This window comes from Terribacillus halophilus (genome assembly GCF_900162685.1).
GTDB classification, from domain to species: Bacteria; Bacillota; Bacilli; order Bacillales; family Amphibacillaceae; genus Terribacillus; species Terribacillus halophilus_A.
In genome coordinates this window covers 1021802-1042307 of sequence record NZ_LT727828.1, presented here as the reverse complement: position 1 = coordinate 1042307, position 20506 = coordinate 1021802, and the positions used below count along the sequence as shown (strand labels likewise).

Here is a 20506-nt window from a genome sequence, read left to right as displayed (position 1 = left end):
GCTAGTCTCAACCTTTCAAGCTGTATCTTGCCCGAAGCAGTATAGCGGCCCTATCATCAGCTCTCTTAGCAATGACATTGTATTATGTTTTAAGCCGTATCATGCTTCCTATTTGATTAAGGACAGGTCTAACGAAAGGAGAAGAAAATGGTACAATTCTGGCTTATGGCCTTTATTCTTACACTGATTATTATTGGCGTTTCATTATTATTTAAAAACAAGGTTGCAATCATGTTTTTAGTTCCATGTATCTTTTTATTGATAGGCATTGTTATTCTGATAGTGAGCTTTATCATCGGTCGATGGACAGGTATGAGCTTAAGTATTGTAAGTATTTCCGTCTTTATTGCTTCTGCAATCTCTTTGATTGTATTAGGGGTTATCGGCTACATACGAAGTAAATGATGATGTAAAGAAAGGGTAATTCTCCACATATTCGTTTCGGAGAATTACCCTTTTCATTTTAATTATACGATTTTGCTTACGGATTCGTAGACCAAAGACCTGCAGATTTAATGAATGTACGGCTGTTTAATTTCAGCTGTGCTACGATAAATTCTGCGATATCTTCTGGCTGCATGACTTTTTCCGGATTACCGTCTGTCAGTTTGTTTTCGACTGCCATATCGGTAGCTACAGTGCTTGGAGTCAGCGCAGTAACACGGATGTTATGCTTCCGAACTTCCATTGCCAATGATTCTGTCAATCCAAGTACACCGAATTTTGATGCACTATAGGCGCTTGTAGCAGGTGCCCCTTTTTGTCCTGCTGTAGATGAGATGTTAATGATGTCGCCTGATTGTTGCTCAATCAAGTCTGGAAGCACAGCACGTGTAGTGTTATAAACTCCCATCAAGTTAACATCAATTATTTGTTTCCACTCAGCTGGATCTAAATCCATAAAGCCGCCGAACTTTGCAATACCCGCATTGTTGATTAAGATATCAACGCCCCCGAGTTCTTCTTTAACCTTCGTGATTGCTGCTGTAACATCTTCCAGACTGGAAACATCCGCCGCAGCGTACGCAGTCTTCACCTCATTAAGAGAATCTGCTACTGTTTTCACGTTTTCTTCTGTACGTCCAATCAAGCCTACGTGCACACCTTCAGCAGCTAACGCATTTGCAAGCGCGCGGCCAATACCACGTCCTCCACCTGTTATGATTACTTTCTTACCTTGTAATGATTGTGCCATTATATGTATTCCTCCCTTATCAAACCTGATTTATCGTATCAAGGTCTTCCTAAATCAACAAGCTATTTGCTCACTAGCAGTATTAGTATCACCGAATATACGAGTATCACTAGTTTTTTTTAGTAAGAAAAAGGATGAGCAGTTTTCCTTGCTCATCCTTTTCTTATACTTATTTATTTAGGTTATAGAAAGATGCTAGTCCGCCGTAGATGCCGGATGCTTTCAACTCGTCTTCAATACGAAGAAGCTGGTTGTATTTCGCAACACGGTCTGTACGGGATGGTGCACCAGTTTTAATTTGGCCAGCGTTTGTCGCTACAGCGATGTCAGCGATTGTTGCATCTTCAGATTCACCAGAACGGTGAGAGATAACAGCAGTGTAGCCAGCGCGTTTTGCCATTTCGATAGCGTCGAATGTTTCTGTTAGTGTACCGATTTGGTTCACTTTTACAAGGATAGAGTTGCCAACACCTTGCTCGATACCTTGTTTCAAGCGTACTGTGTTTGTAACGAACAAGTCGTCACCAACAAGTTGTACCTTGTCGCCAAGACGGTCAGTCAATAGCTTGTGACCTTCCCAGTCGTTTTCATCCAAGCCATCTTCGATAGAGATGATTGGGTATTTGTTTGTCATTTCTTCATACCAGTTAACCATTTCTTCAGATGTGCGGACAACGCCTTCACCTTTTAGGTTGTATTTGCCATCTTCGTAGAATTCAGAAGAAGCAACGTCCATTGCTAGTTTTACTTCCTCGCCTGGTTTGTAGCCAGCTGCTTTAATTGCTTCTACAATTGTTTCTAGTGCTTCTTCGTTAGAAGAAAGGTTTGGTGCGAAACCACCCTCATCACCTACACCAGTATTCAAGCCTTTGCCGCTTAATACTTTCTTCAGGCTGTGGAAGATTTCAGCTCCCATGCGAAGCGCTTCTTTGAAAGTAGGAGCGCCTACAGGCATAATCATGAATTCTTGGATATCTACGTTGTTATCCGCATGCTCTCCGCCGTTTAAAATGTTCATCATTGGCGTTGGAAGTGTTTTTGCATTGAATCCGCCTAGGTATGTGTAAAGCGGTACACCAAGGTGATCTGCTGCAGCATGCGCTACTGCCATGGATACACCAAGAATAGCGTTAGCACCGAATTTACCTTTGTTATCTGTACCATCAAGATCGATCAACAGCTGGTCGATGATCACTTGGCGTGTTACATCAATACCGATCAATTCTGGTGCGATTTTTTCGTTTACATTGGCAACAGCTGTTTGAACACCTTTGCCTAGGTAACGATCTTTGTCACCATCACGAAGCTCAACTGCTTCGTATTCACCAGTAGATGCACCACTTGGTACGATTGCAGAACCGAATGCTCCGGATTCTGTTAAAACTTCTACTTCAACTGTAGGGTTACCGCGGGAGTCTAGGACTTCGCGCGCATATACGTCAGTAATGTATGGCATTGTTTATTCTCTCCTCTTATTCTTTAATTAAGCTGCTTCCAGTCATTTCTTCTGGCTTCTTCACATCTAGAAGATCAAGTAATGTTGGTGACAAATCAGCTAGAATACCGCCGCTGCGGAGTTCTGCGCCTTCTTTTGTCACAATAACTGGTACAGGGTTCGTCGTGTGGGCCGTCATTGCTTTATCATCCATCGTCACTACTTCATCTGAGTTACCGTGATCTGCAGTGATGATGGCATGACCGCCTTTTTCAATAATTTTGTCAACGATTTTGCCGAGGCATTCGTCTACTGCTTCAATTGCTTTCACAGTTGGCTCCAGCATACCGGAATGACCAACCATATCCGGATTAGCGAAATTCAAAATAATTGCCTGGTGTTTGTCCTGATCCAAGTCATCAAGTAACGCGTCCGTCACTTCATAGGCACTCATTTCAGGCTGCAAATCGTATGTCGCCACTTTCGGGCTGTCAATCAAGATGCGATCCTCACCAGGGAACTCTTCTTCGCGGCCGCCGCTCATAAAGAACGTGACATGCGGATACTTTTCTGTTTCGGCAATTCGCAGCTGTTTGATGTTATTTTGAGAAAGTACTTCCCCAACCGTGTTGTCCAAGTTGACCGGTTTGTAAGCTACATCGCCGTCCACTGTTTCACTGAAGTTCGTCATGCAGACGAAGTGATTGATTGTCGGCGGATGTTCACCGCGGTCAAAGTCACGGAAATCTTTGTTAGCAAATGTCCGTGAAATCTGGATAGCGCGATCCGGACGGAAATTGTAAAAGATGATCGCGTCATCATCTTCTATTTTCGCTACCGGCTCACCGTTCTCCTCTGTAATAACAGACGGCAACACGAATTCATCGTAGATTTCATTTTTATAAGAATCTTCAATAACATCAGAAGGATTGCTGTAAGCAGGTCCTTCTCCATAAACCATGGCATCGTATGCTTTTTTCACACGATCCCAGCGCTTGTCACGGTCCATAGAATAATAGCGGCCTGTAAGCGTCGCAATCTTACCAACGCCAAGCTCTTTCATCTTATCTTCTGTTTGATCAATAAATTCTTTTGCACTGCGCTGACCAACATCACGGCCATCAAGGAAGCCATGAATATAAACTTTCTCCAAGTCATGCTTTTTCGCAAGCTCTAATAGTGCAAACAAATGCTCGATATGACTGTGTACGCCGCCGTTGGATAAAAGACCGAAGAGGTGCAGACTCTTGTCGTTCTTTTTCGCATGCTGGACAGCATTCACAAGTACATCGTTATCATAGAAGTCGCCTTCCTTAATGGACTTGTTCACACGAGTCAAACTTTGATACACGATGCGGCCAGCACCGATGTTCAAATGTCCTACCTCGGAGTTACCCATTTGTCCTTCAGGCAAACCGACAGCCTCTCCGCAAGCTTCCAATTGGTTATGCGGATACTTGTTCCAGTAACGGTCAAAGTTTGGCTTCTTGGCATGCTTCACTGCATTTCCCTTTTCCTCATCACGGATACCGAATCCATCAAGGATAATTAGGGCTGCTAGTTTATCCTGACTCATTTTGTACCAGCCTCCACAAGCGCTAGGAAGGAATCTGCTTCCAGGCTTGCACCGCCGACTAGAGCGCCGTCGATATCAGATTCAGAAAGTAATTCATCCACATTAGCTGGCTTCACGCTTCCCCCGTATTGGATGCGTACAGCTTCAGCTGCTTCTGCAGATACTTTCTCTTTTACAACATTGCGGATAAACGCACAAACTTCATTTGCTTGCTGCGCTGTTGCTGTTTTGCCTGTACCAATTGCCCATACTGGTTCATAAGCAAGAATAAGCTTGCTTACTTGATCAGCAGAAAGACCTTCCAAGGCTTTCTCTACTTGGCCGCCAACAATTTCATTTGTTTTATCAGCTTCACGCTCTTCTAACGTTTCACCGATGCAGACGATTGGTGTAATACCATGATTGAAAGCTGCGTGTGTTTTTTTGTTAACAGAGTCGTCAGTCTCATTGTAATATTCACGACGCTCAGAGTGACCAATTACGGCATACTCAACACCAATGCTTTTTAGTGCTGCTGGACTGATTTCACCAGTAAAAGCACCGTTGTCTTCATAATGCATTGTTTGAGCTGCGATTTTTAAATCTGTACCTTCCGTACGTTTCACAAGCTCAGTCAAGTACAAAGCTGGTGCACAAACAATTGCTTCCGCTTTGTCGCTGGATGGAATTTTCGTTTTTGTTGCTTCGATGAATTCCTCTGCTTCAGAAAGTGATTTATTCATTTTCCAGTTTCCTGCGATTACGTTTTTACGCATTTGTTTCCCATCCCTTCATCTTTTTTATTTGTCGTTTAGTGCAGCTACGCCTGGGAGTTCTTTACCTTCCATGAACTCTAGGCTGGCACCGCCGCCAGTCGAGATATGATCCATTTTGTCAGCTAGACCGAACTTCTCTACCGCTGCCGCGGAGTCACCGCCGCCGATGATGGAGAAGCCTTCCCCTTCGGCTAATGCTTCACCGACTGCTTTCGTGCCGCCAGCAAATGCGTTTAATTCAAACACACCCATAGGTCCGTTCCAGATAATCAATTTAGATTCTTTCACGATTTGCTGGTATTTTTCGCGTGTTTTCGGTCCGATATCAAGTGCTTCCCAGTCGGCTGGAATCGCATCAATCGCTACTTCTTTTTTATTGGCATCTTCGGAAAAATCATCTGCAACGATGACATCTACTGGCATCACCATATTGACACCTTTGTCTTTCGCTTTTTGCATGAATTCCTTCGCCAAATCGATTTTATCTTCTTCTAGCAAAGATTTACCAATTTCATACCCTTGGGCTTTCACGAATGTATAAGCAAGACCGCCGCCGATAATTAGATTATCGACTTTATCAAGCAAGTTGTCGATAACACCGATCTTATCTTTTACTTTCGCTCCGCCAATAATAGCTGTGAACGGACGTTCCGGATCAGATAATGACTTACCAAGAACCTCTAGCTCACGCTCCAGCAATAGACCTGCTACAGCTGGCAAATGCTTTGCTACGCCTTCGGTAGATGCATGTGCACGGTGTGCAGCACCGAACGCATCATTCACATACACATCCGCCATGGATGCAAATGCTTTGGCAAGTTCTGGGTCATTTTTTTCTTCACCAGGCTCAAAACGAACGTTTTCAATCAGCAGAACGTCACCATCAGTTAGATTATCAATCGCTTCATTTACTTCTTTGCCGTGTACTTGGTCTGTTTTGCTAACTTCTTTGTCTAAAAGGTCACTAAGACGCTGTGCCACTGGATCCAAACGCAATTCGTCCTTTACTTCGCCTTTCGGACGACCAAGATGGCTGGCAAGAATCACTTTAGCTCCTTTTTCGACAAGATGCTTGATTGTCGGAAGGGCAGCCTTGATCCGTGTATCATCAGTTACTGCGCCATTTTCCATTGGTACGTTGAAATCCACACGGCAGAAAACGCTTTTGCCGGCTACGTCGATATCGCGGATAGATTTCTTGTTCATACTACGCCTCCTCGAATAACTAGTACCTATGTATCTGTTCTTTGTATGTATTCGCCATTGTCAGGTTCTGTTCCTTCTTGTCGAAAACATAAAAGAACAGGCATAGGTCAAAAGGGAGGGAGGTGCGCCTCCCTCCCTTTCTACCGTTGTTTAATTAGATGCCTTTGCTTTTCAAGAATACAGCCAAGTCTACACAACGAGAGGAGTAGCCCATTTCGTTATCGTACCAAGATACAACTTTCACCATGTTATCTTCCAATACCATTGTAGAAAGAGCGTCTACTGTAGAAGAGTTTCTGTTTCCGATGTAGTCGGAAGATACAAGTGGCTCTTCAGAGTAGCCTAGTACGTGGCTAAGTTCGCCTTCTGCAGCTTCTTTAAGAGCAGCATTTACTTGTTCAGCTGTAACGTTTGTATCGAATTCAGCAACCAAATCGATAAGAGAAGCATCTTTAACTGGTACACGCATAGCCGCACCATTCAATTTGCCTTTGAGTTCTGGCAATACTAGAGAAACTGCTTTAGCTGCACCTGTAGTTGTTGGAATAATGTTTTCACTTGCAGCACGTGCGCGACGATAGTCTTTATGCGGCATATCATGGATTTGCTGATCTCCAGTATACGCGTGCACTGTATTGACTAGACCGCGTTTAAGACCGAATGCATCGTGAAGTACTTTTGCAACTGGCGCCAAGCAGTTAGTTGTACAAGAAGCGTTAGAAATAATTGTGTGTTCAGCTGGATCGTAGCTGTTTTCATTAACACCCATTACGACAGTAAGGTCTTCGCCTTTAGCTGGTGCAGAGATGATAACTTTTTTCGCTCCCGCATCAACGTGTTTCTTCGCATCTTCACCATTTGTGAAAATACCAGTAGATTCAACTACTACTTCTACACCAAGATCTCCCCAGCCAAGGTTAGCAGGATCGCGTTCAGAAAGAACTTTGATCTCTTTGCCGTTAACAACTATGTTAGAGCCGTTAACAGAAACTTCTGCATCAAGGGTACCGTGTACAGAATCATACTTTAACAAATGGGCAAGCATATTCGCATCAGTAAGGTCGTTGATTGCAACTACCTCTGCTTCGCCGTTAGTTAGTGCTTGACGGAATACGTTACGTCCAATACGTCCAAAACCGTTAATACCAATTTTTACTGTCATAAAAAATTCCTCCTTGTTATATCTAAATGTGTAAAGAGTTGTTACCCCTTTATTAACTGGTTCGCTGCCGCCTCATCCGTCACTAGGATATTGTTTCTTCCCAGTTTGAAATAGGAGGCGATTGCTCGAGCTTTTGAGGCACCGCCTGCAATAGCTATTACATTTTCTGCTTTATCTAAATCCTCCAGCTGCAATCCGACCGTGCGTACACGATGAACCACATTCCCCTCAGCATCGAAGTAATAACCAAATGCCTCACTTACCGCGACACCGCTCTTGATTTGCTCAACAAGCGGTTCAGGCGTCCGTCTTCGTTTCGCCATCGTCATAGCGTCACCGATACCGTGAATGACTATGTCTGAACGGTTGATGATGGACAGGACTTCCTTTACGGAAGGCTCCTCGATAATTGTCTGATAAGATTCTTCCCCGATTGGATCAGGAACATACAACAGCCGGTACTGGCTTCTGGCTCGCTTTGCCATCGCAGCACAAATGGTGTTCGCTTCGTTTTCCACCTGCTCGCCAATACCACCGCGTGCAGGTACGAACATAACATTCTCAGCTGTATGGATCGGCGGCATAGCCGCGGCCAATGCTGCCATCGTTGTGCCTCCTGTTACCGCAACCGTATAATTCGGATGCAGCATCTTCTCCAGAAGGTGCGCACAGCGTTTTCCCATCTCTTGTTTTACCCAATCCTGGGTATCACTATCACCGGGGACTACTATACAATTATCTATTCCTAGTGTTTCCCGTACACGCTGTTCCAAAACACTTATTTCAGAGGCTTCGAGCATAAAAGCTTTCAGCTGCTCGTGAACATCAAGTCCTTCCTTGGTGATCTGCACTCCTTTTGTTGTAGTGAAAATCAAACCTTGGCTTTGTAAGAACTCTATTTCACCTCTTACTACCCGTTCTGCAAGATTCATGTTTTCAGCAAGTGTGCGACGTCCCAGCGGTCCCATCGTTTTGACAAACTGCAGGATGCCGTATCTTCGCTGCATAATTGTCAGTACATCTGGGAAAAGCTTCTTTTGTAGATCAATTATCGATCGCATAACATACCCCTTTTCACCAAGCTAAATGGGTCAAAAACGTCCCGGTATGCCATATATTGTCCCACTTGCTATAAAAAAAATTCCTCTTGCAAATTCATCATAACAGTAAGGCCTCATACAATCAACTTAAAACTCCTAAAAAAATAATTAATTCATATATTTTTTTAACTTAACAATTTAATAACAAAAAGGCATCGACCTGCAGCCGATGCCTTTTTGTTATCATTATGAGATTGCCGTTTCCGGAACAGCTGCTTTTTCTTTTTTCTCCCATGGACGAGAGCGCCATCTGCGATATGCAAAGATTCCGCGGAACCATTCGTCGAGACCCATTGCAATCCAGACACCTAATAATCCGAGACCAAAGGATACGCCTAATCCATAACTCAGAAGAACCGCAATCCCCCACATGCTAATCACACCGATAATAGCCGGGAATTTCGCATCACCTGTTGACTTTAATGAACTCATTAACACAATATTCATCGCACGACCAGGTTCTGTGAACGCAACCGCCCAAAGAATAGGAATACCTACAGCCAAGATAGCTGGGTCATCCGTAAACATTTGTAAAATAGGCGCACCAGTCAGCGCAAAGCCCATTGATACGATGAAAGAAGCAACCATGGCGATTTTTAATGTTCGCAGTCCGCGTTTCAGCGCCTTGTCATATTGTTTCCCTCCAATATAACGAGATACAAGCAGCTGAGTTCCTTCTGCGATAGCTAACGTAAACAAGTAGCAAAGCATAGAAATATTATTAATATAGACACGTGCTGCCAGCGACGCATCACCAAAGTTCGCAACAATTGCAGTAATGACAATTTGCGAATATTGATAAGACAAGTTCTCCGCTGCTGACGGAACACCGATAACAAGGATGTCTTTAATGTCTGGCACGTGCAGCTTGATCAAATGTGTACCAGTAAAACGAATTGCCAAGTAGCGATATACAAAATAAAACAGTACAACAACGGCAAATATACGCGCAATCACGATTGTCCAGGATACACCGACAACTCCTGTAATTGGCATGCCGAATAAACCAAATATCGCAACCAAATAACCAAGCACACTCAATACATTCATTAAGACAGCGACAACCATTGATACTTTTGTCCGGCCATTCGCACGAAGAATCGCACTAAGTGTCAAGGACAGAGATTCCAAGAACAGTGAAGCACCGCATATTTTCACAAAGGTGGTCGCATAAGCAAGCGTATCACCTTTCAAATCAAAGAAACTTAAAAATGCCGAACCAAAAAGGACGACGACAGCAGAAACAATCAAACCGAACCAGAAGTTCATGCCGAAAGCTGTCCGGGCAGTCTGCCGAGCTTTTGCCAAATCTTCTGCACCGAGCTTCTGGCCGATAATAATCATAGAAGCAATTGACGTGACGTTAAAAACCAAAATAAAAATGCTAATCAGCTGATTGGCTACGCCGACTCCGGCAGCAGCTAAATCTGAGTAATGACTCAGCATCAGTGTAGCAACGATACCCATTCCCATATGAAGTGCTAATTCAATAAACAGCGGCCAGGAGATACGAAACAATGTTTGCTCAGAAGCAGTAGAAGTTGGATGACCCAACAGACATTCTCCTTTTCATTAAAATCAAACTCACTCTATATTAATCCTTTTTTCTGGAATGTAAAGGGCTTTGCGCTAATTAATTGAAACAATTTTCTCCGTTTATAGCAACGCTTGTCACGGTAGCGTTTTCATTCGAATAAACATAATTTATTGAGAAATTAACAAGATAGGATGGATACAAATGCGAATCCCTGCTGCCGATTTAGGCTTAATGACCGAGCATCTCCAATCACACAAAGGCGAGATCAATAAACTGACACGTTATAGAGAGCTGATTGCCAATCCTGCCTTACAAGCAATCTTACAATCCCACCTGCAAATGCTGCAGACACACACAGCTGTCATGCTGGAGCTAATCAATCCGTCAAGATATTCTCACGTAGCGCTTCCTGTCCTTTCCTTAAACGAACAGGTGACTTACGGAAGTCTTACACCCCAGGAGCAAGAGCTGTTACTAGAGCTGCGCAGTACCGCCAAAATGATGGGAAACGTCAACTTCCAATCAGCACAAATGATGAAGGACAGCAATGTCAGACATGTGCATTTACAAATGGCTTATCAAAACAGCATGCTGCAAGATGCATACACGAGACTGCTGCAGCAAACCGAAGGAGAACTTATCCCGCTGGCTGACATGACTTCTCAACAGGCCGTTTATAATAAGTTCCATGTTAATATGCGTGCAAATAAAGACAGCCCTTATTGAGGCTGTCTGTCTTGTCTGTAATCGATATATAAGTTGTCGTTTTGGTCCAGTTGGGCGACGAAAACATCTTTCAGCTTCGTCTGGTGAGAAGCTAATAGATTATCCAGCCACTTTTTATCCTTATTCAATGTCTGTAAAGAATCCTCCAATACTCGCCCGTCAATGATGAAGGTTTGCGGCAGCCCTCTTCCGCTGCTCTGCTCACTTTGCGGCTTTTTTGGATTAGGGGAAATCGTCCCATCTGTTTCGAAAAAAGCAAAATCTACATCATCCAAATAAAAGATGTTTTTTTTCCTTAACTGGTGCAGCAGACTATCAACAGAAAGTCTGGCATGCATCATGCCTTGCTCGTATATTTTGCCGTCTTTGATAATTAAAAGCGGCTCGCCACTCAATACTTTTCGCGCCGAAAAAACTTTGATGGTTAACAACCCTAAAGCTAATGTCAGCAAACCAAAGATTAATAACGCATACACACCCGTTGTCAACCGAATTTGCTTGTTTAAAATAAGGTTAGCGGTAACGGAGCCAATTGTAATGCCGGTAACAAAATCAAAGAATGTCATTTGTGCAATCAGCTTTTTTCCTAAGACCCTCGCAACGATAAACAAGACCGCAAACCCGATTAGACTGCGCAGTGTAACTTCTGCAATCCCCATTGTTTCTTACCCTTGCCCTGGTGGTTCCATCTTGCCTGTGCCGCGCTGGATACGCAGCTCTTCCGGCGGGGTACCATGGATATAAGCAGGTCCCGGCTGCAAAATAGGTATCTGTCCCATTGGCTTTGGCGCTGCGTCATATTCAAAAGTAGCTTGTCCATCTAGGGTTGGTCCATTTGCCCAGCGTCCGCTCTTGCTTTCTTCTCCCTCTGAGAAGTTCATGAACGAATAAGATACTTCTTGCTTTTCCACCTCTTGGTTGAAAGTACTTGGAACAATTGCTCCCTGTGTAGCTTCCAACTCTTCAATGGCAGCCATCCATTGGTTTTGGTGCATCGTATCTCTGGCAATCAAGAAAGAAAGCATATCCCGGACACCAGGATCCGTCGTCATTTCATAAAGTCGGCATACTTGCAGACGCCCTTGTGATTCAGCATTCAAGTTGGCCCGGAAGTCTGCTAGCAGGTTGCCGCTGGAAATGATATAGCGCGCATTCCAAGGATAACCGGTGCTATCATCCGGTTTCGCTCCCAGACCGCCAACAATCGCATGCTGCGGATTCATACCGCCTAGAACTGCTTCTACTACAGGGTCTTTTGCTGCCTCATCCTGGGCGTGCGCTGGCGCACCATCAAGCAGCTGTGCAATCATCGTTGCAAGCATTTCCACATGTGCGATTTCTTCCGTCGCAATATCTAAAAGCATATCTTTGTATTTTCCTTCTGCACGACAATTCCAGCCTTGGAACATATACTGCATCATGACAGAGATTTCACCGAACTGTCCGCCTAAGACTTCTTGTAACTTTTTCGCATAAACTGGATCTGGACGAGTAGGTTTCGCGTTATATTGTAATTGTTTGACGTGATAAAACATGAAATTGACCCCCTAAATACGTTTCCTTTAGGTTGTCCGTTTGCCACTTAACTATTCTGCATCAAAAAAGCCGGCGCACAGCCGACTCTTTTATTACCCAATCTTCTCCATATGCTCCATTATTTCTTCTGAAACTAAGGACGGGTTATCAATCATGCAGAAATGCCCGCATTCTGGGAGTACTTTGAAGGTAGAATCAGGTACTGTCTGGTGGAGCTTCTCTCCCCAATAAGCAGGCAGCAGCCGATCGTATTGCCCGTATAAGAAGGTGGCAGGCAATCGTATTTCCGCAAGTGCCGGCACAAGATCTTCTGTTTGATGGTGGTTAAGCGCCATTGCCGCCTCTTGTAATGCAGCCGGTCCGCCTACGTTATTAAACGGTTCCAGCATAGCGGCAAGCAGTTGAGTGGTTAGAGATTGTTGGTGAAATGTTCCTTCCCTCATCATTTTCTCAATAAAAAATAAGGATGGCTGGAATTCTGGAGCGGTTGGATAGCGTAATGCAATGACATTCGGTAACGGCCAATTGCTGAATGCGACGCCGTCCACAACCATAAAGCTTTCTACTCTTTCTTTATGGTGAACTGCCATAATTTGTGCCACACCGCCGCCCAAATCATGGCCGATTACAGTAGCCTTCTTTACTCCTAATGCATCCAGCAGCGCTATCAAATGCTCTGCTTGTTTCGGAAGTGTTAACTCTTCTCTAGAAGCACGGCTTGATTTTCCGAACCCAACCATATCTGTTGCAATCACCTTGTAGTTTTCAGCCAACTTCGGAATGACATGCACCCATAAAAATGAGTTCGTCGGAATACCATGCATAAGCACAATGACCTTGGAGCCAGTTCCTGCAGTGCGGTAATGTATTTTATGACCTCCTGCTTGTATGGTACTTTCTGTTATATCCATTCTTATCTCCTCCTTCCACCTTATTAGTTACCTCCAGGAAAAAAATTACACTTATTTCGTGTATTATTTCATAAAAAAAACGCCTCCAATTACTTGGAAGACGTCTTTAATGCTAGTTGTTTATCTAATTCCCGCTGCTTCAACTCCCGTCGTAAGATCTTGCCGCTAATCTGTGTTTTCGGCAGTTCTGCCAGCACCTCAATTTCCCTTGGCGCAGCATGTGCGGCTAGATTTTTACGAACAAATAAACGAAGCGAGTCAAGCAGCTCCTGCGTTTCCTCAAAGCCATCCCGTAATGTGATAAACGCTTTAACTATTTCGCCGCGAACAGGATCTGGTTTACCGATAACTCCTGCTTCGGCAACAGCTGGATGCTCAATCAGCTTGCTTTCTACTTCAAAAGGACCGATCCGCTCGCCAGAGGAATTAATCATGTCATCATTACGTCCTTGGAAGAAAATATAACCATCCTCGTCTTTTAGTGCAAGGTCACCGGATATATACCAGCCAGAATAGACAAAATAACTAGCGTATTTGCCTTTGTCTCCCCAAATATCCTGCATTAATCCTGGCCATGGTGTTTTAACAGCCAGCTGACCAATTGTATTGGCGGGTAATTCATTTCCCTCTTCATCCAGGATACCAACCTGGATTCCCGGAAATGCCCGGCCCATCGAACCAGGCTTAATCGGCTCAGCAGGCAGGTTCACAATAATATGACCGCCTGTCTCCGTCATCCACCATGTATCATGGATTCGCAGCTGTAAGTTTTCCCAAGCCCATGTAATTACTTCTGGGTTAAGCGGTTCTCCTACACTTAAGATATGCCGCAAGCTAGATAGATCATAATCTTTATATAGTTCCCCTTTTGCCTTCAGCAGACGGAAAGCAGTTGGCGCACTATACAAGGTTGTCACTTTTAGTTCTTCGATAATCTTATACCACGATTCTGCTTGAAAACGCCCCCCCTGAATGACGATTGTTGCGCGGTTGAGCCATGGAGCAAACAGGCCATAAACACTCCCTGTCACCCAACCAGGATGGGAGGTGCACCAGTAGACATCCTCATCATTGATATCCAATACCCATTTACCAGACACAGCATGGTGAACAAGGGAACGATGGGCATGCAGCACACCTTTTGGTTTGCCCGTTGAGCCGCTCGTATAATGAATCAGCAGTCCATCTTCTTTATCCACCCATTCTACTTCTCCTGAATAAGCAGCAGCCGGATTAGCGGCATTAATGTCTTCTATTAAAAGAATTTCCTGCAAAGAAGGAATATCGTCAGCTGGCACACGATTAATCAAATCTCGATCTGTAATTAGCAGCGTTCCTTTGCAATCATTGATTCGATCGCGAACGGCATCTTCCATAAATGCTTCAAATAATGGTCCTGCGATTGCTCCTACCCGTATCGCTGCCAAGATGGCAACATAACATTCCGGATTTTTCGGAAGAAAGATAAAGACACGATCACCTTTTTTCACACCCTGCGCACGAAGAACCTTTGCATAATGCTCGATCTTTTGCTGCAGCTGTTCGAACGTTAGACTATCCAGTAATACACCGTCTTTCACATAATGCAGCGCTGTTTTGTTGCCATATCCTTCTTCCACATGACGGTCAACAGCTTCATAAGCTGCATTGCACTTCCCGTTTTTTCTGTTTAACAGCTTCTCCTCCAGCGAATTCCAATCATGCGTATTTAATGCTTCTTGATAACTTGCTAGATTATGCTTTCTGTCCAACTTCGGTGACAAGGCTGTAATCATATGCCGTATCCTTCCCTTCTAATAGATTTAGTAAATCTTCTTTCCATTTTCCTAAGCTAGCACTTCCTCGGGAACGAGGCCTTGATAATGCTATTTTCAAATCTTTGGCTAATGTCGATGGCTTTCCTTGCAGCAGCAGCACACGATCGCTTAAGTACAATGCTTCATCAATATCATGCGTCACGAGAACAATCGTAGTGCGGATTTCTCCCCATATTTTCAGCAGCAGTTCTTGCAGCTGCATCTTAGTAAAAGCGTCCAGTGCACTAAATGGCTCATCCAGCAAAAGAATATCCGGTTCGGTGACAAGCGCGCGAGCAATAGCTACCCGCTGTGCCATACCGCCAGAGAGTTCACGAGGATAAAGCTTTTCTGCTTCTTTTAACCCGACAAGCTCTAAATACCGACGGGCTTTTTCCTCATTTAATCGTTTGTCACCTTTCAGTCCGAAAGTAGTATTCGCTAACACGGTCTTCCAAGGCAGCAGTCTGGGTTCTTGAAATATGAAACCGATACGCTGACCTAATTCAATTGTAATACTTCCTTCATATTCCTTATCCAGTCCAGCTAGTGCCCGCAGAACAGTACTCTTGCCGCATCCGCTTGTACCGAGCAGACTTACGATTTCTCCCTGTCCGACAGAAAAATCAACTCCTTGTAATACTTGTTTTTCTCCGAAGCACCTTCCAAGCGATTGTACACGCACCGTCATCCTGCTCCCCCCTATCATTTTGCTAAAGCTGTATCCTGCCAATGAAGCGATCGTTTCTGAATAAGTTTCAGCACCCAATCGGTTAGTTTACCTAGCAGCGCAAATAAGAAAATACTAGCGATAATGACATCAGGAGCATATGTATTTTGACCAAGAATGAGCAAATACCCAAGGCCTTGGCTTGCTCCCATGATTTCTGCTGCGACGACAAACATCCAGCCCAGACCAAGACCACTGCGCAGCCCAGTAAGGAAGGAAGGCAGAGATGCCGGCAAAATGATTCTTCTAACGAGTGCCACTCCGTCCAAACCATACATTCTTCCAACCTCAATTAGTTTTCGATCAACTCCGCGGATGCCATCCACAATGTTCAAGTAAACTGGGAAAAATACGCCGACTGCAATTAACGTCACTTTTGAAGACTCGCCAATTCCCATCCACAGAATAAAAAGCGGTACCCAAGCAAGAGATGGGATAGAACGAAATGCTTGCATCAACGGGTCGAATATCCTTTCCGCGAGTTCAGAATAACCGACAAGCGTTCCAAGCAGAATCGCTGCGATAGTACCAATCACGAATCCGACAAACAGCCGGTAAACGGTAAGTAAAATATGATCTTGCAGGGAGCCATCTTGCACGTAAGCCAAAATGGTAGAAAGAATAGCACTAGGAGCTGGCAGCTGATAGGCAGGAATGATTCCTGCCCGGCTCATTATCTCCCAGACTGCTACTAATAGAATCGGCAGCAGGGAACCGAGCAGTACAGGATGTGTTCGCAGTTTCTTCCACATAAAGAATCATTCCTCCTCTAGTTCTTTTGCGAATGTCGGTTCCAAATAGGCATCGACTGTTTCCGCTATCTCTTTGTTGCCCTTCCATAGATTTGCCTTTTCCAGAACAGCACCTGACTGATTCAGTATTTCCTGTTGTACCTGTCCTGGAACTGATTCGGAGAAATCATTCCGTTCCAGCTGTTTGACGGCAACTTCTTGGCTAATCCCAGCTTCTTTGGCAAGTATCTCTGCTGACTCTTTCGGATTTTCGTCAATCCATGCTCTCGCCTTGTCATAAAGCTTCAATACTTCTTTTACTTCTTCGGGATGATTCTCAGCAAATTCTTCTCGAACATTCAAGAAATTATACGTATTATAATCTGCATTACGATAAAATAGCTGTGCTTCGTTTTCTAACTCTAGTTTTGCCATATGCGGATCAAGTCCCGCCCAAGCATCTACATCGCCAGAAAGCAAAGCACTCGCTCCATCTGCATGCTGCAGATTAACAATTTCGACATCCTGTTCATCCAGACCGGCTTCCTGCAATGTTCGCTGAAGGAATATATATGGATCTGTTCCTACTGTAGCGGCAACTTTCTTTCCTTTTAGGTCAGCTGGATCAGCAATTTCACTTCCCTTTGTCGTCACGAGCGCTGTCCATTCTGGTTTAGATGCTAGGTAGATACCTTGAATCGGATTGCCATTTGCCTTAGCTAATAAAGCTGCACTGCCCGCAGTAGATCCAAAGTCTACACTGTTGCTATTGAGGAATTCCAGCGCCTTATTGCTGCCTTGACTGAGCGTCCATGTTACTTCAATGTCCTGATCCTTGAACACATCCTCCGCCCAGCCTTTGTTTTTAATGACGAGACTTGCTGGCGAATAATAGGCATAATCCAAACGTATCTGCTTCAGGTCTCCCGAAGCACTGCTGGCACTGCCGCATGCTGCCAGGATAATGATTACAAACAGACTGATTAACGCTAACAGACTTCTTTTATCAATAACTGGGATTTTACTCATCAACACGAACCCCATCTTTATTCGTTTCACCTGTATACGTACTAATTGTTCCGCGAAGACGTTGTGCTTCTTTATAGGTGCAGCGATTGTGAACTACTTCCAGTCCAGCTTCCCGTGCAATTGCTGCTGCTTCATGTGAAACGACGCCTTCCTGCAACCAAAAAATAGCTGGTCGAACTTCTGCCGCTTCTTTAGCCAGCTCTACTGCTGCCTCGGGGCTGCGGAAAATCTGCGCTATATCTATTTTCTCCGGTACGCTTGTAAGATCCGGATAAGCCGTTTCACCTAACACCGTTGTTTCTGCTGGATTAACTGGAATAATTTTATAGCCTAGTCGCTGCATCTTTCTTGCCAGGCGATGACTCGGCCGCTGCTCCTTACTGCTCAGACCAACCACAGCAATCGTTTTTTGACGGCCATCAGTATCTTTATCACTGCCGAGTGCATCTCGGATAACAGCTTCGTCATTGATAACTATCTCACGTGATTCAGAGCGGATACCTGTCGCCTTCTCCAAGGCACGGTCCAAGTCATGGAGAAGATCATCCACTGATTCAATACCAACAGACAATCGAACTAATTCTTCTTTTACCCCTGTTGCTGCCAACCCTTCAGCATCCAGCTGCTGGTGCGTAGTAGAGGCTGGATGGATAATCAAAGATTTTGCGTCCCCTACATTGGCTACGTGCGACCAAAGTGCAACATTATTAATTAGCGCAGCACCCGCTTCTTTTCCGCCTTTTATACCAAAGTTGACGATGGATCCAGCACCTGTCGGAAGCACTCTTTTCGCTATTTCGTATGCAGGGTGGCTGCTTAGTCCTGGATAAGCAACCCAATCAACCGCCGGATGCTGTTCCAAATAATTCGCCAGCTTTTCTGCGTTTTGTACATGGCGCTCCACACGCAAATGTAATGTCTCCAACCCTTGAATGAGCTGCCATGCATTAAACGGACTGAGCGCAGCCCCTAGATCACGCAGCAATTGCACGCGTAACTTCGTGCTGAAAGCAAGTGTGCCGAAATCAAATGCGTAGCGGATGCCATTATAGCTTGGGTCCGGCTCTGTGAATGTCGGAAATTTCGGTGAATTCCAGTCAAACCTTCCCCCATCTACTATCAACCCGCCAATTGAAGTACCATGGCCGCCAATCCACTTTGTTGCACTATGGACAACAATATCTGCACCAAGTGTAATCGGTTTGCTAAGGATTGGTGTAGCAAAGGTGCTATCCACAATAAGCGGAATACCCGCAGCGTGCGCTACCTCTGCAACTGCTTCTACATCCAGTACATGCAAACTCGGATTACCGATAATCTCTGCGAAAACAGCTTTTGTGTTAGCAGTAATTGCTGCGCGGAATGCCTCTGGATCGGTTGGATCAACAAATTTTACATTTATCCCATAGCGGGGAAGTGTTGTTTGGAACAAGTTATATGTTCCGCCATATAAATTTGCTGCAGCTACAATTTCATCTCCGGCACTAGCCAAATTCAGTATGCTATAGCTGATTGCTGCCATTCCGGAAGCAACTCCAACAGCCGCGACACCGTCTTCTAATAAAGCAATTCGTTTTTCCAGTACATCTACTGTCGGATTTCCGATACGAGAATAAATATTGCCGGGCTCATCCAATGCAAATAGGCGCTCTGCGTGGTCTGTATCATGGAACAAGTAAGAAGTCGTTTGATAAAGCGGTACCGCTCTGGAACCAGTTGTCGGATCAGGTGCTTGCCCGCCATGCAATGCTAATGTCTCTGCTTTGTATACTGAATTTGTCATTTTTCATTCCTCCAATTTTTCTTTTAATGAAAAGAGCAGCTTCGGATAAGAAGCTGCTCTTTAAGCATAGAACTTCTTATCTCTCAAACTTTCGCTTGCTGGATGTAGCACCTTCTAAGCATTATTGCTTGCAGGTTGCCGGGCTTCATCGGGCCAGTCCCTCCGCCTCTCTTGATAAGCTATTATGAAATTTTCATCGGCTGCTGAAGCACTTCCCGAATATGATGGCCCCATTTCTCAAACTCGAGCAGAAAACCGTCATGTCCGTAAATTGTATCAACGTATACATGTCGTCCTTCCGGAACTTCTGCTGTAAATGCTGAAATGTCTTCTGACGGAAATAAAAGGTCTCTTGAAAAACCAACGGTCAATACAGCTGCCTTCACTTTACTGGCCGCAGTCTGCCATCCGCCTCTTCCTCTGCCAATATCATGCGTGTTCATTGCTTGCAATAATGTCAGATAACAGTTAGCGTCAAATCGGCTGACAAGCTTTTCTCCTTGATGATTGAGATACGATTCGACTTCGAATTCAGTATCAGATTTAGAGGATGCGGCACGGCGGAAGCGTTCATTGTATTGATGATTGGAACGATATGTGATCATGCCAACCATTCGCGCAATTGCCAGACCGGCTGCCGGCTTCCTGTCTGCCGTATATTTGCCATTATTCCAATCAGGATCAGAGATAATAGCGGACTTAGCAATATGATTATAAGCCATCGCATAGTCACTCACATAAGGTGTAGCTGCTAGCGGTATGAGCACATCCATGAAACCAGGGTACATAATGCCCCACTCCATTACTTGCATGCCGCCTAGTGATCCGCCAATTACTGCTCGTAAGTGGGTGATTTCTAGTTTATTTAAAGCGAGGTGCTGTACTTTCACCATATCTCGAATGGTGATCTGCGGAAAGTCTGCCGCATACACTCGATCTGTTGCAGCGTTTCTTGATAAAGGACTTGTCGTACCAGTACATCCGCCTAATACATTGCATGCAATCACTTGATATTTATTTGTATCAACATATCCGCCGGACTGAAGCAAGCCATTCCACCATCCAGGCTGAGATGCTGTGCCTTTGGCAAACTGATCTCCTGTGAGTGCATGACAGATTAACACTGTCTCTGCGCCTGACGGACCGCTTCTTTCATAGGCTACTTCTACATCCGAGAGGCATTCACCTGATTCAAGCTTCACATCTCCAATGTTGATTTTGCCTGCATAATATGACTGTGCAGTCTTCATTTCAGTACATTTGCCTCCCCTCAAATAAAAAAGCCACCCTGAGAGGAC

General features: G+C 44.5%; 19 protein-coding genes and 1 riboswitch. Of the genes, 2 read left to right on the top strand and 17 right to left on the bottom strand.

Annotation, left to right across the window (positions count from 1 at the left end; translation table 11 throughout):
* The first annotated feature begins 147 nt into the window (after nt 1–147).
* Nucleotides 148–405: a YesK family protein gene (locus B1K52_RS09720; RefSeq protein ID WP_077307703.1), complete on the top strand. Its 258-nt coding sequence runs from the start codon at nt 148–150 to the stop codon at nt 403–405.
* Between the two features lie 76 nt (nt 406–481).
* Here the strand turns inward: B1K52_RS09720 and B1K52_RS09715 are convergent, their stop codons facing one another.
* The 8 genes from B1K52_RS09715 to B1K52_RS09680 all read right to left on the bottom strand — a co-directional run bounded on the left by B1K52_RS09715 (nt 482) and on the right by B1K52_RS09680 (nt 9983).
* On the bottom strand, nt 482–1195 hold the full coding sequence (locus B1K52_RS09715; protein ID WP_077307701.1) for a 3-ketoacyl-ACP reductase: 714 nt from the start codon (nt 1193–1195) through the stop codon (nt 482–484).
* A 169-nt stretch (nt 1196–1364) separates the two neighbouring features.
* Nucleotides 1365–2651 carry a phosphopyruvate hydratase gene (gene eno, locus B1K52_RS09710; protein WP_077307699.1) on the bottom strand — a complete coding sequence of 429 codons (1287 nt, stop codon included), beginning with the start codon at nt 2649–2651 and terminating at the stop codon, nt 1365–1367.
* A gap of 16 nt (nt 2652–2667) precedes the next feature.
* Complete coding sequence (gene gpmI / locus B1K52_RS09705; RefSeq protein WP_077307697.1) at nt 2668–4206, bottom strand: 2,3-bisphosphoglycerate-independent phosphoglycerate mutase; 1539 nt, start codon at nt 4204–4206, stop codon at nt 2668–2670.
* Nucleotides 4203–4961 (bottom strand): triose-phosphate isomerase, encoded by a 759-nt coding sequence (gene tpiA, locus B1K52_RS09700; protein ID WP_077307695.1) that lies wholly within the window; start codon nt 4959–4961, stop codon nt 4203–4205. The genes gpmI and tpiA overlap by 4 nt, the downstream gene beginning before the upstream one ends.
* A 24-nt stretch (nt 4962–4985) precedes the next feature.
* A complete protein-coding gene (locus tag B1K52_RS09695) occupies nt 4986–6167 on the bottom strand; it encodes a phosphoglycerate kinase (RefSeq protein WP_077307693.1) in 1182 nt (393 codons plus the stop codon).
* 154 nt (nt 6168–6321) lie between these two features.
* Complete coding sequence (gene gap / locus B1K52_RS09690) at nt 6322–7329, bottom strand: type I glyceraldehyde-3-phosphate dehydrogenase (RefSeq protein WP_077307691.1); 1008 nt, start codon at nt 7327–7329, stop codon at nt 6322–6324.
* A gap of 41 nt (nt 7330–7370) precedes the next feature.
* The gene (locus B1K52_RS09685; protein ID WP_077307689.1) at nt 7371–8390 is read right to left on the bottom strand and encodes a sugar-binding transcriptional regulator; all 1020 of its coding nucleotides are present in this window, start codon (nt 8388–8390) and stop codon (nt 7371–7373) included.
* 225 nt (nt 8391–8615) lie between these two features.
* Nucleotides 8616–9983, bottom strand: a complete 1368-nt coding sequence (locus tag B1K52_RS09680) for an MATE family efflux transporter (protein WP_256855889.1) — start codon at nt 9981–9983, stop codon at nt 8616–8618.
* 184 nt (nt 9984–10167) lie between these two features.
* Between B1K52_RS09680 and B1K52_RS09675 the strand changes: the two genes are divergently transcribed.
* A complete protein-coding gene (locus B1K52_RS09675) occupies nt 10168–10692 on the top strand; it encodes a hypothetical protein (protein ID WP_077307687.1) in 525 nt (174 codons plus the stop codon).
* Here B1K52_RS09675 and B1K52_RS09670 read toward each other — a convergent pair.
* The 9 genes from B1K52_RS09670 to metX all read right to left on the bottom strand — a co-directional run bounded on the left by B1K52_RS09670 (nt 10686) and on the right by metX (nt 20458).
* Nucleotides 10686–11351 carry a DUF421 domain-containing protein gene (locus tag B1K52_RS09670; RefSeq protein WP_077307685.1) on the bottom strand — a complete coding sequence of 222 codons (666 nt, stop codon included), beginning with the start codon at nt 11349–11351 and terminating at the stop codon, nt 10686–10688. The genes B1K52_RS09675 and B1K52_RS09670 overlap by 7 nt on opposite strands.
* A 6-nt stretch (nt 11352–11357) precedes the next feature.
* Nucleotides 11358–12227: a manganese catalase gene (locus tag B1K52_RS09665; protein ID WP_077307683.1), complete on the bottom strand. Its 870-nt coding sequence runs from the start codon at nt 12225–12227 to the stop codon at nt 11358–11360.
* 93 nt (nt 12228–12320) lie between these two features.
* On the bottom strand, nt 12321–13139 hold the full coding sequence (locus B1K52_RS09660) for an alpha/beta fold hydrolase (protein WP_077307681.1): 819 nt from the start codon (nt 13137–13139) through the stop codon (nt 12321–12323).
* An 89-nt stretch (nt 13140–13228) separates the two neighbouring features.
* The gene (gene acsA / locus B1K52_RS09655) at nt 13229–14914 is read right to left on the bottom strand and encodes an acetate--CoA ligase (protein WP_077307679.1); all 1686 of its coding nucleotides are present in this window, start codon (nt 14912–14914) and stop codon (nt 13229–13231) included.
* The gene (locus B1K52_RS09650) at nt 14874–15626 is read right to left on the bottom strand and encodes an ABC transporter ATP-binding protein (RefSeq protein WP_077307677.1); all 753 of its coding nucleotides are present in this window, start codon (nt 15624–15626) and stop codon (nt 14874–14876) included. Before B1K52_RS09650 ends, acsA begins: the two co-directional genes overlap by 41 nt.
* Nucleotides 15627–15640: 14 nt before the next feature.
* Nucleotides 15641–16417, bottom strand: a complete 777-nt coding sequence (locus B1K52_RS09645) for an ABC transporter permease (protein WP_077307675.1) — start codon at nt 16415–16417, stop codon at nt 15641–15643.
* Between the two features lie 6 nt (nt 16418–16423).
* Nucleotides 16424–17425, bottom strand: a complete 1002-nt coding sequence (locus B1K52_RS09640) for an aliphatic sulfonate ABC transporter substrate-binding protein (protein WP_077307673.1) — start codon at nt 17423–17425, stop codon at nt 16424–16426.
* Nucleotides 17418–19208, bottom strand: a complete 1791-nt coding sequence (locus tag B1K52_RS09635) for a PLP-dependent aspartate aminotransferase family protein (RefSeq protein ID WP_077307671.1) — start codon at nt 19206–19208, stop codon at nt 17418–17420. Before B1K52_RS09635 ends, B1K52_RS09640 begins: the two co-directional genes overlap by 8 nt.
* 73 nt (nt 19209–19281) lie before the next feature.
* Nucleotides 19282–19389, bottom strand: a riboswitch (SAM riboswitch).
* Between the two features lies 1 nt (nt 19390).
* Entirely contained in the window at nt 19391–20458 is a 1068-nt protein-coding gene (metX, locus tag B1K52_RS09630; RefSeq protein WP_077307669.1) for a homoserine O-acetyltransferase MetX, read from the bottom strand.
* Between the last annotated feature and the right edge of the window lie 48 nt (nt 20459–20506).

Coding starts and splice junctions, on each gene's coding strand:
- B1K52_RS09720 (WP_077307703.1), top strand. CDS start 148: ATGGTACAATTCTGGCTTATGGCCTTTATTCTTACACTGATTATTATT.
- B1K52_RS09715 (WP_077307701.1), bottom strand. CDS start 1,195: ATGGCACAATCATTACAAGGTAAGAAAGTAATCATAACAGGTGGAGGA.
- eno (WP_077307699.1), bottom strand. CDS start 2,651: ATGCCATACATTACTGACGTATATGCGCGCGAAGTCCTAGACTCCCGC.
- gpmI (WP_077307697.1), bottom strand. CDS start 4,206: ATGAGTCAGGATAAACTAGCAGCCCTAATTATCCTTGATGGATTCGGT.
- tpiA (WP_077307695.1), bottom strand. CDS start 4,961: ATGCGTAAAAACGTAATCGCAGGAAACTGGAAAATGAATAAATCACTT.
- B1K52_RS09695 (WP_077307693.1), bottom strand. CDS start 6,167: ATGAACAAGAAATCTATCCGCGATATCGACGTAGCCGGCAAAAGCGTT.
- gap (WP_077307691.1), bottom strand. CDS start 7,329: ATGACAGTAAAAATTGGTATTAACGGTTTTGGACGTATTGGACGTAAC.
- B1K52_RS09685 (WP_077307689.1), bottom strand. CDS start 8,390: ATGCGATCGATAATTGATCTACAAAAGAAGCTTTTCCCAGATGTACTG.
- B1K52_RS09675 (WP_077307687.1), top strand. CDS start 10,168: ATGCGAATCCCTGCTGCCGATTTAGGCTTAATGACCGAGCATCTCCAA.
- B1K52_RS09670 (WP_077307685.1), bottom strand. CDS start 11,351: ATGGGGATTGCAGAAGTTACACTGCGCAGTCTAATCGGGTTTGCGGTC.
- B1K52_RS09665 (WP_077307683.1), bottom strand. CDS start 12,227: ATGTTTTATCACGTCAAACAATTACAATATAACGCGAAACCTACTCGT.
- B1K52_RS09660 (WP_077307681.1), bottom strand. CDS start 13,139: ATGGATATAACAGAAAGTACCATACAAGCAGGAGGTCATAAAATACAT.
- acsA (WP_077307679.1), bottom strand. CDS start 14,914: ATGATTACAGCCTTGTCACCGAAGTTGGACAGAAAGCATAATCTAGCA.
- B1K52_RS09650 (WP_077307677.1), bottom strand. CDS start 15,626: ATGACGGTGCGTGTACAATCGCTTGGAAGGTGCTTCGGAGAAAAACAA.
- B1K52_RS09645 (WP_077307675.1), bottom strand. CDS start 16,417: ATGTGGAAGAAACTGCGAACACATCCTGTACTGCTCGGTTCCCTGCTG.
- B1K52_RS09640 (WP_077307673.1), bottom strand. CDS start 17,425: ATGAGTAAAATCCCAGTTATTGATAAAAGAAGTCTGTTAGCGTTAATC.
- B1K52_RS09635 (WP_077307671.1), bottom strand. CDS start 19,208: ATGACAAATTCAGTATACAAAGCAGAGACATTAGCATTGCATGGCGGG.
- metX (WP_077307669.1), bottom strand. CDS start 20,458: ATGAAGACTGCACAGTCATATTATGCAGGCAAAATCAACATTGGAGAT.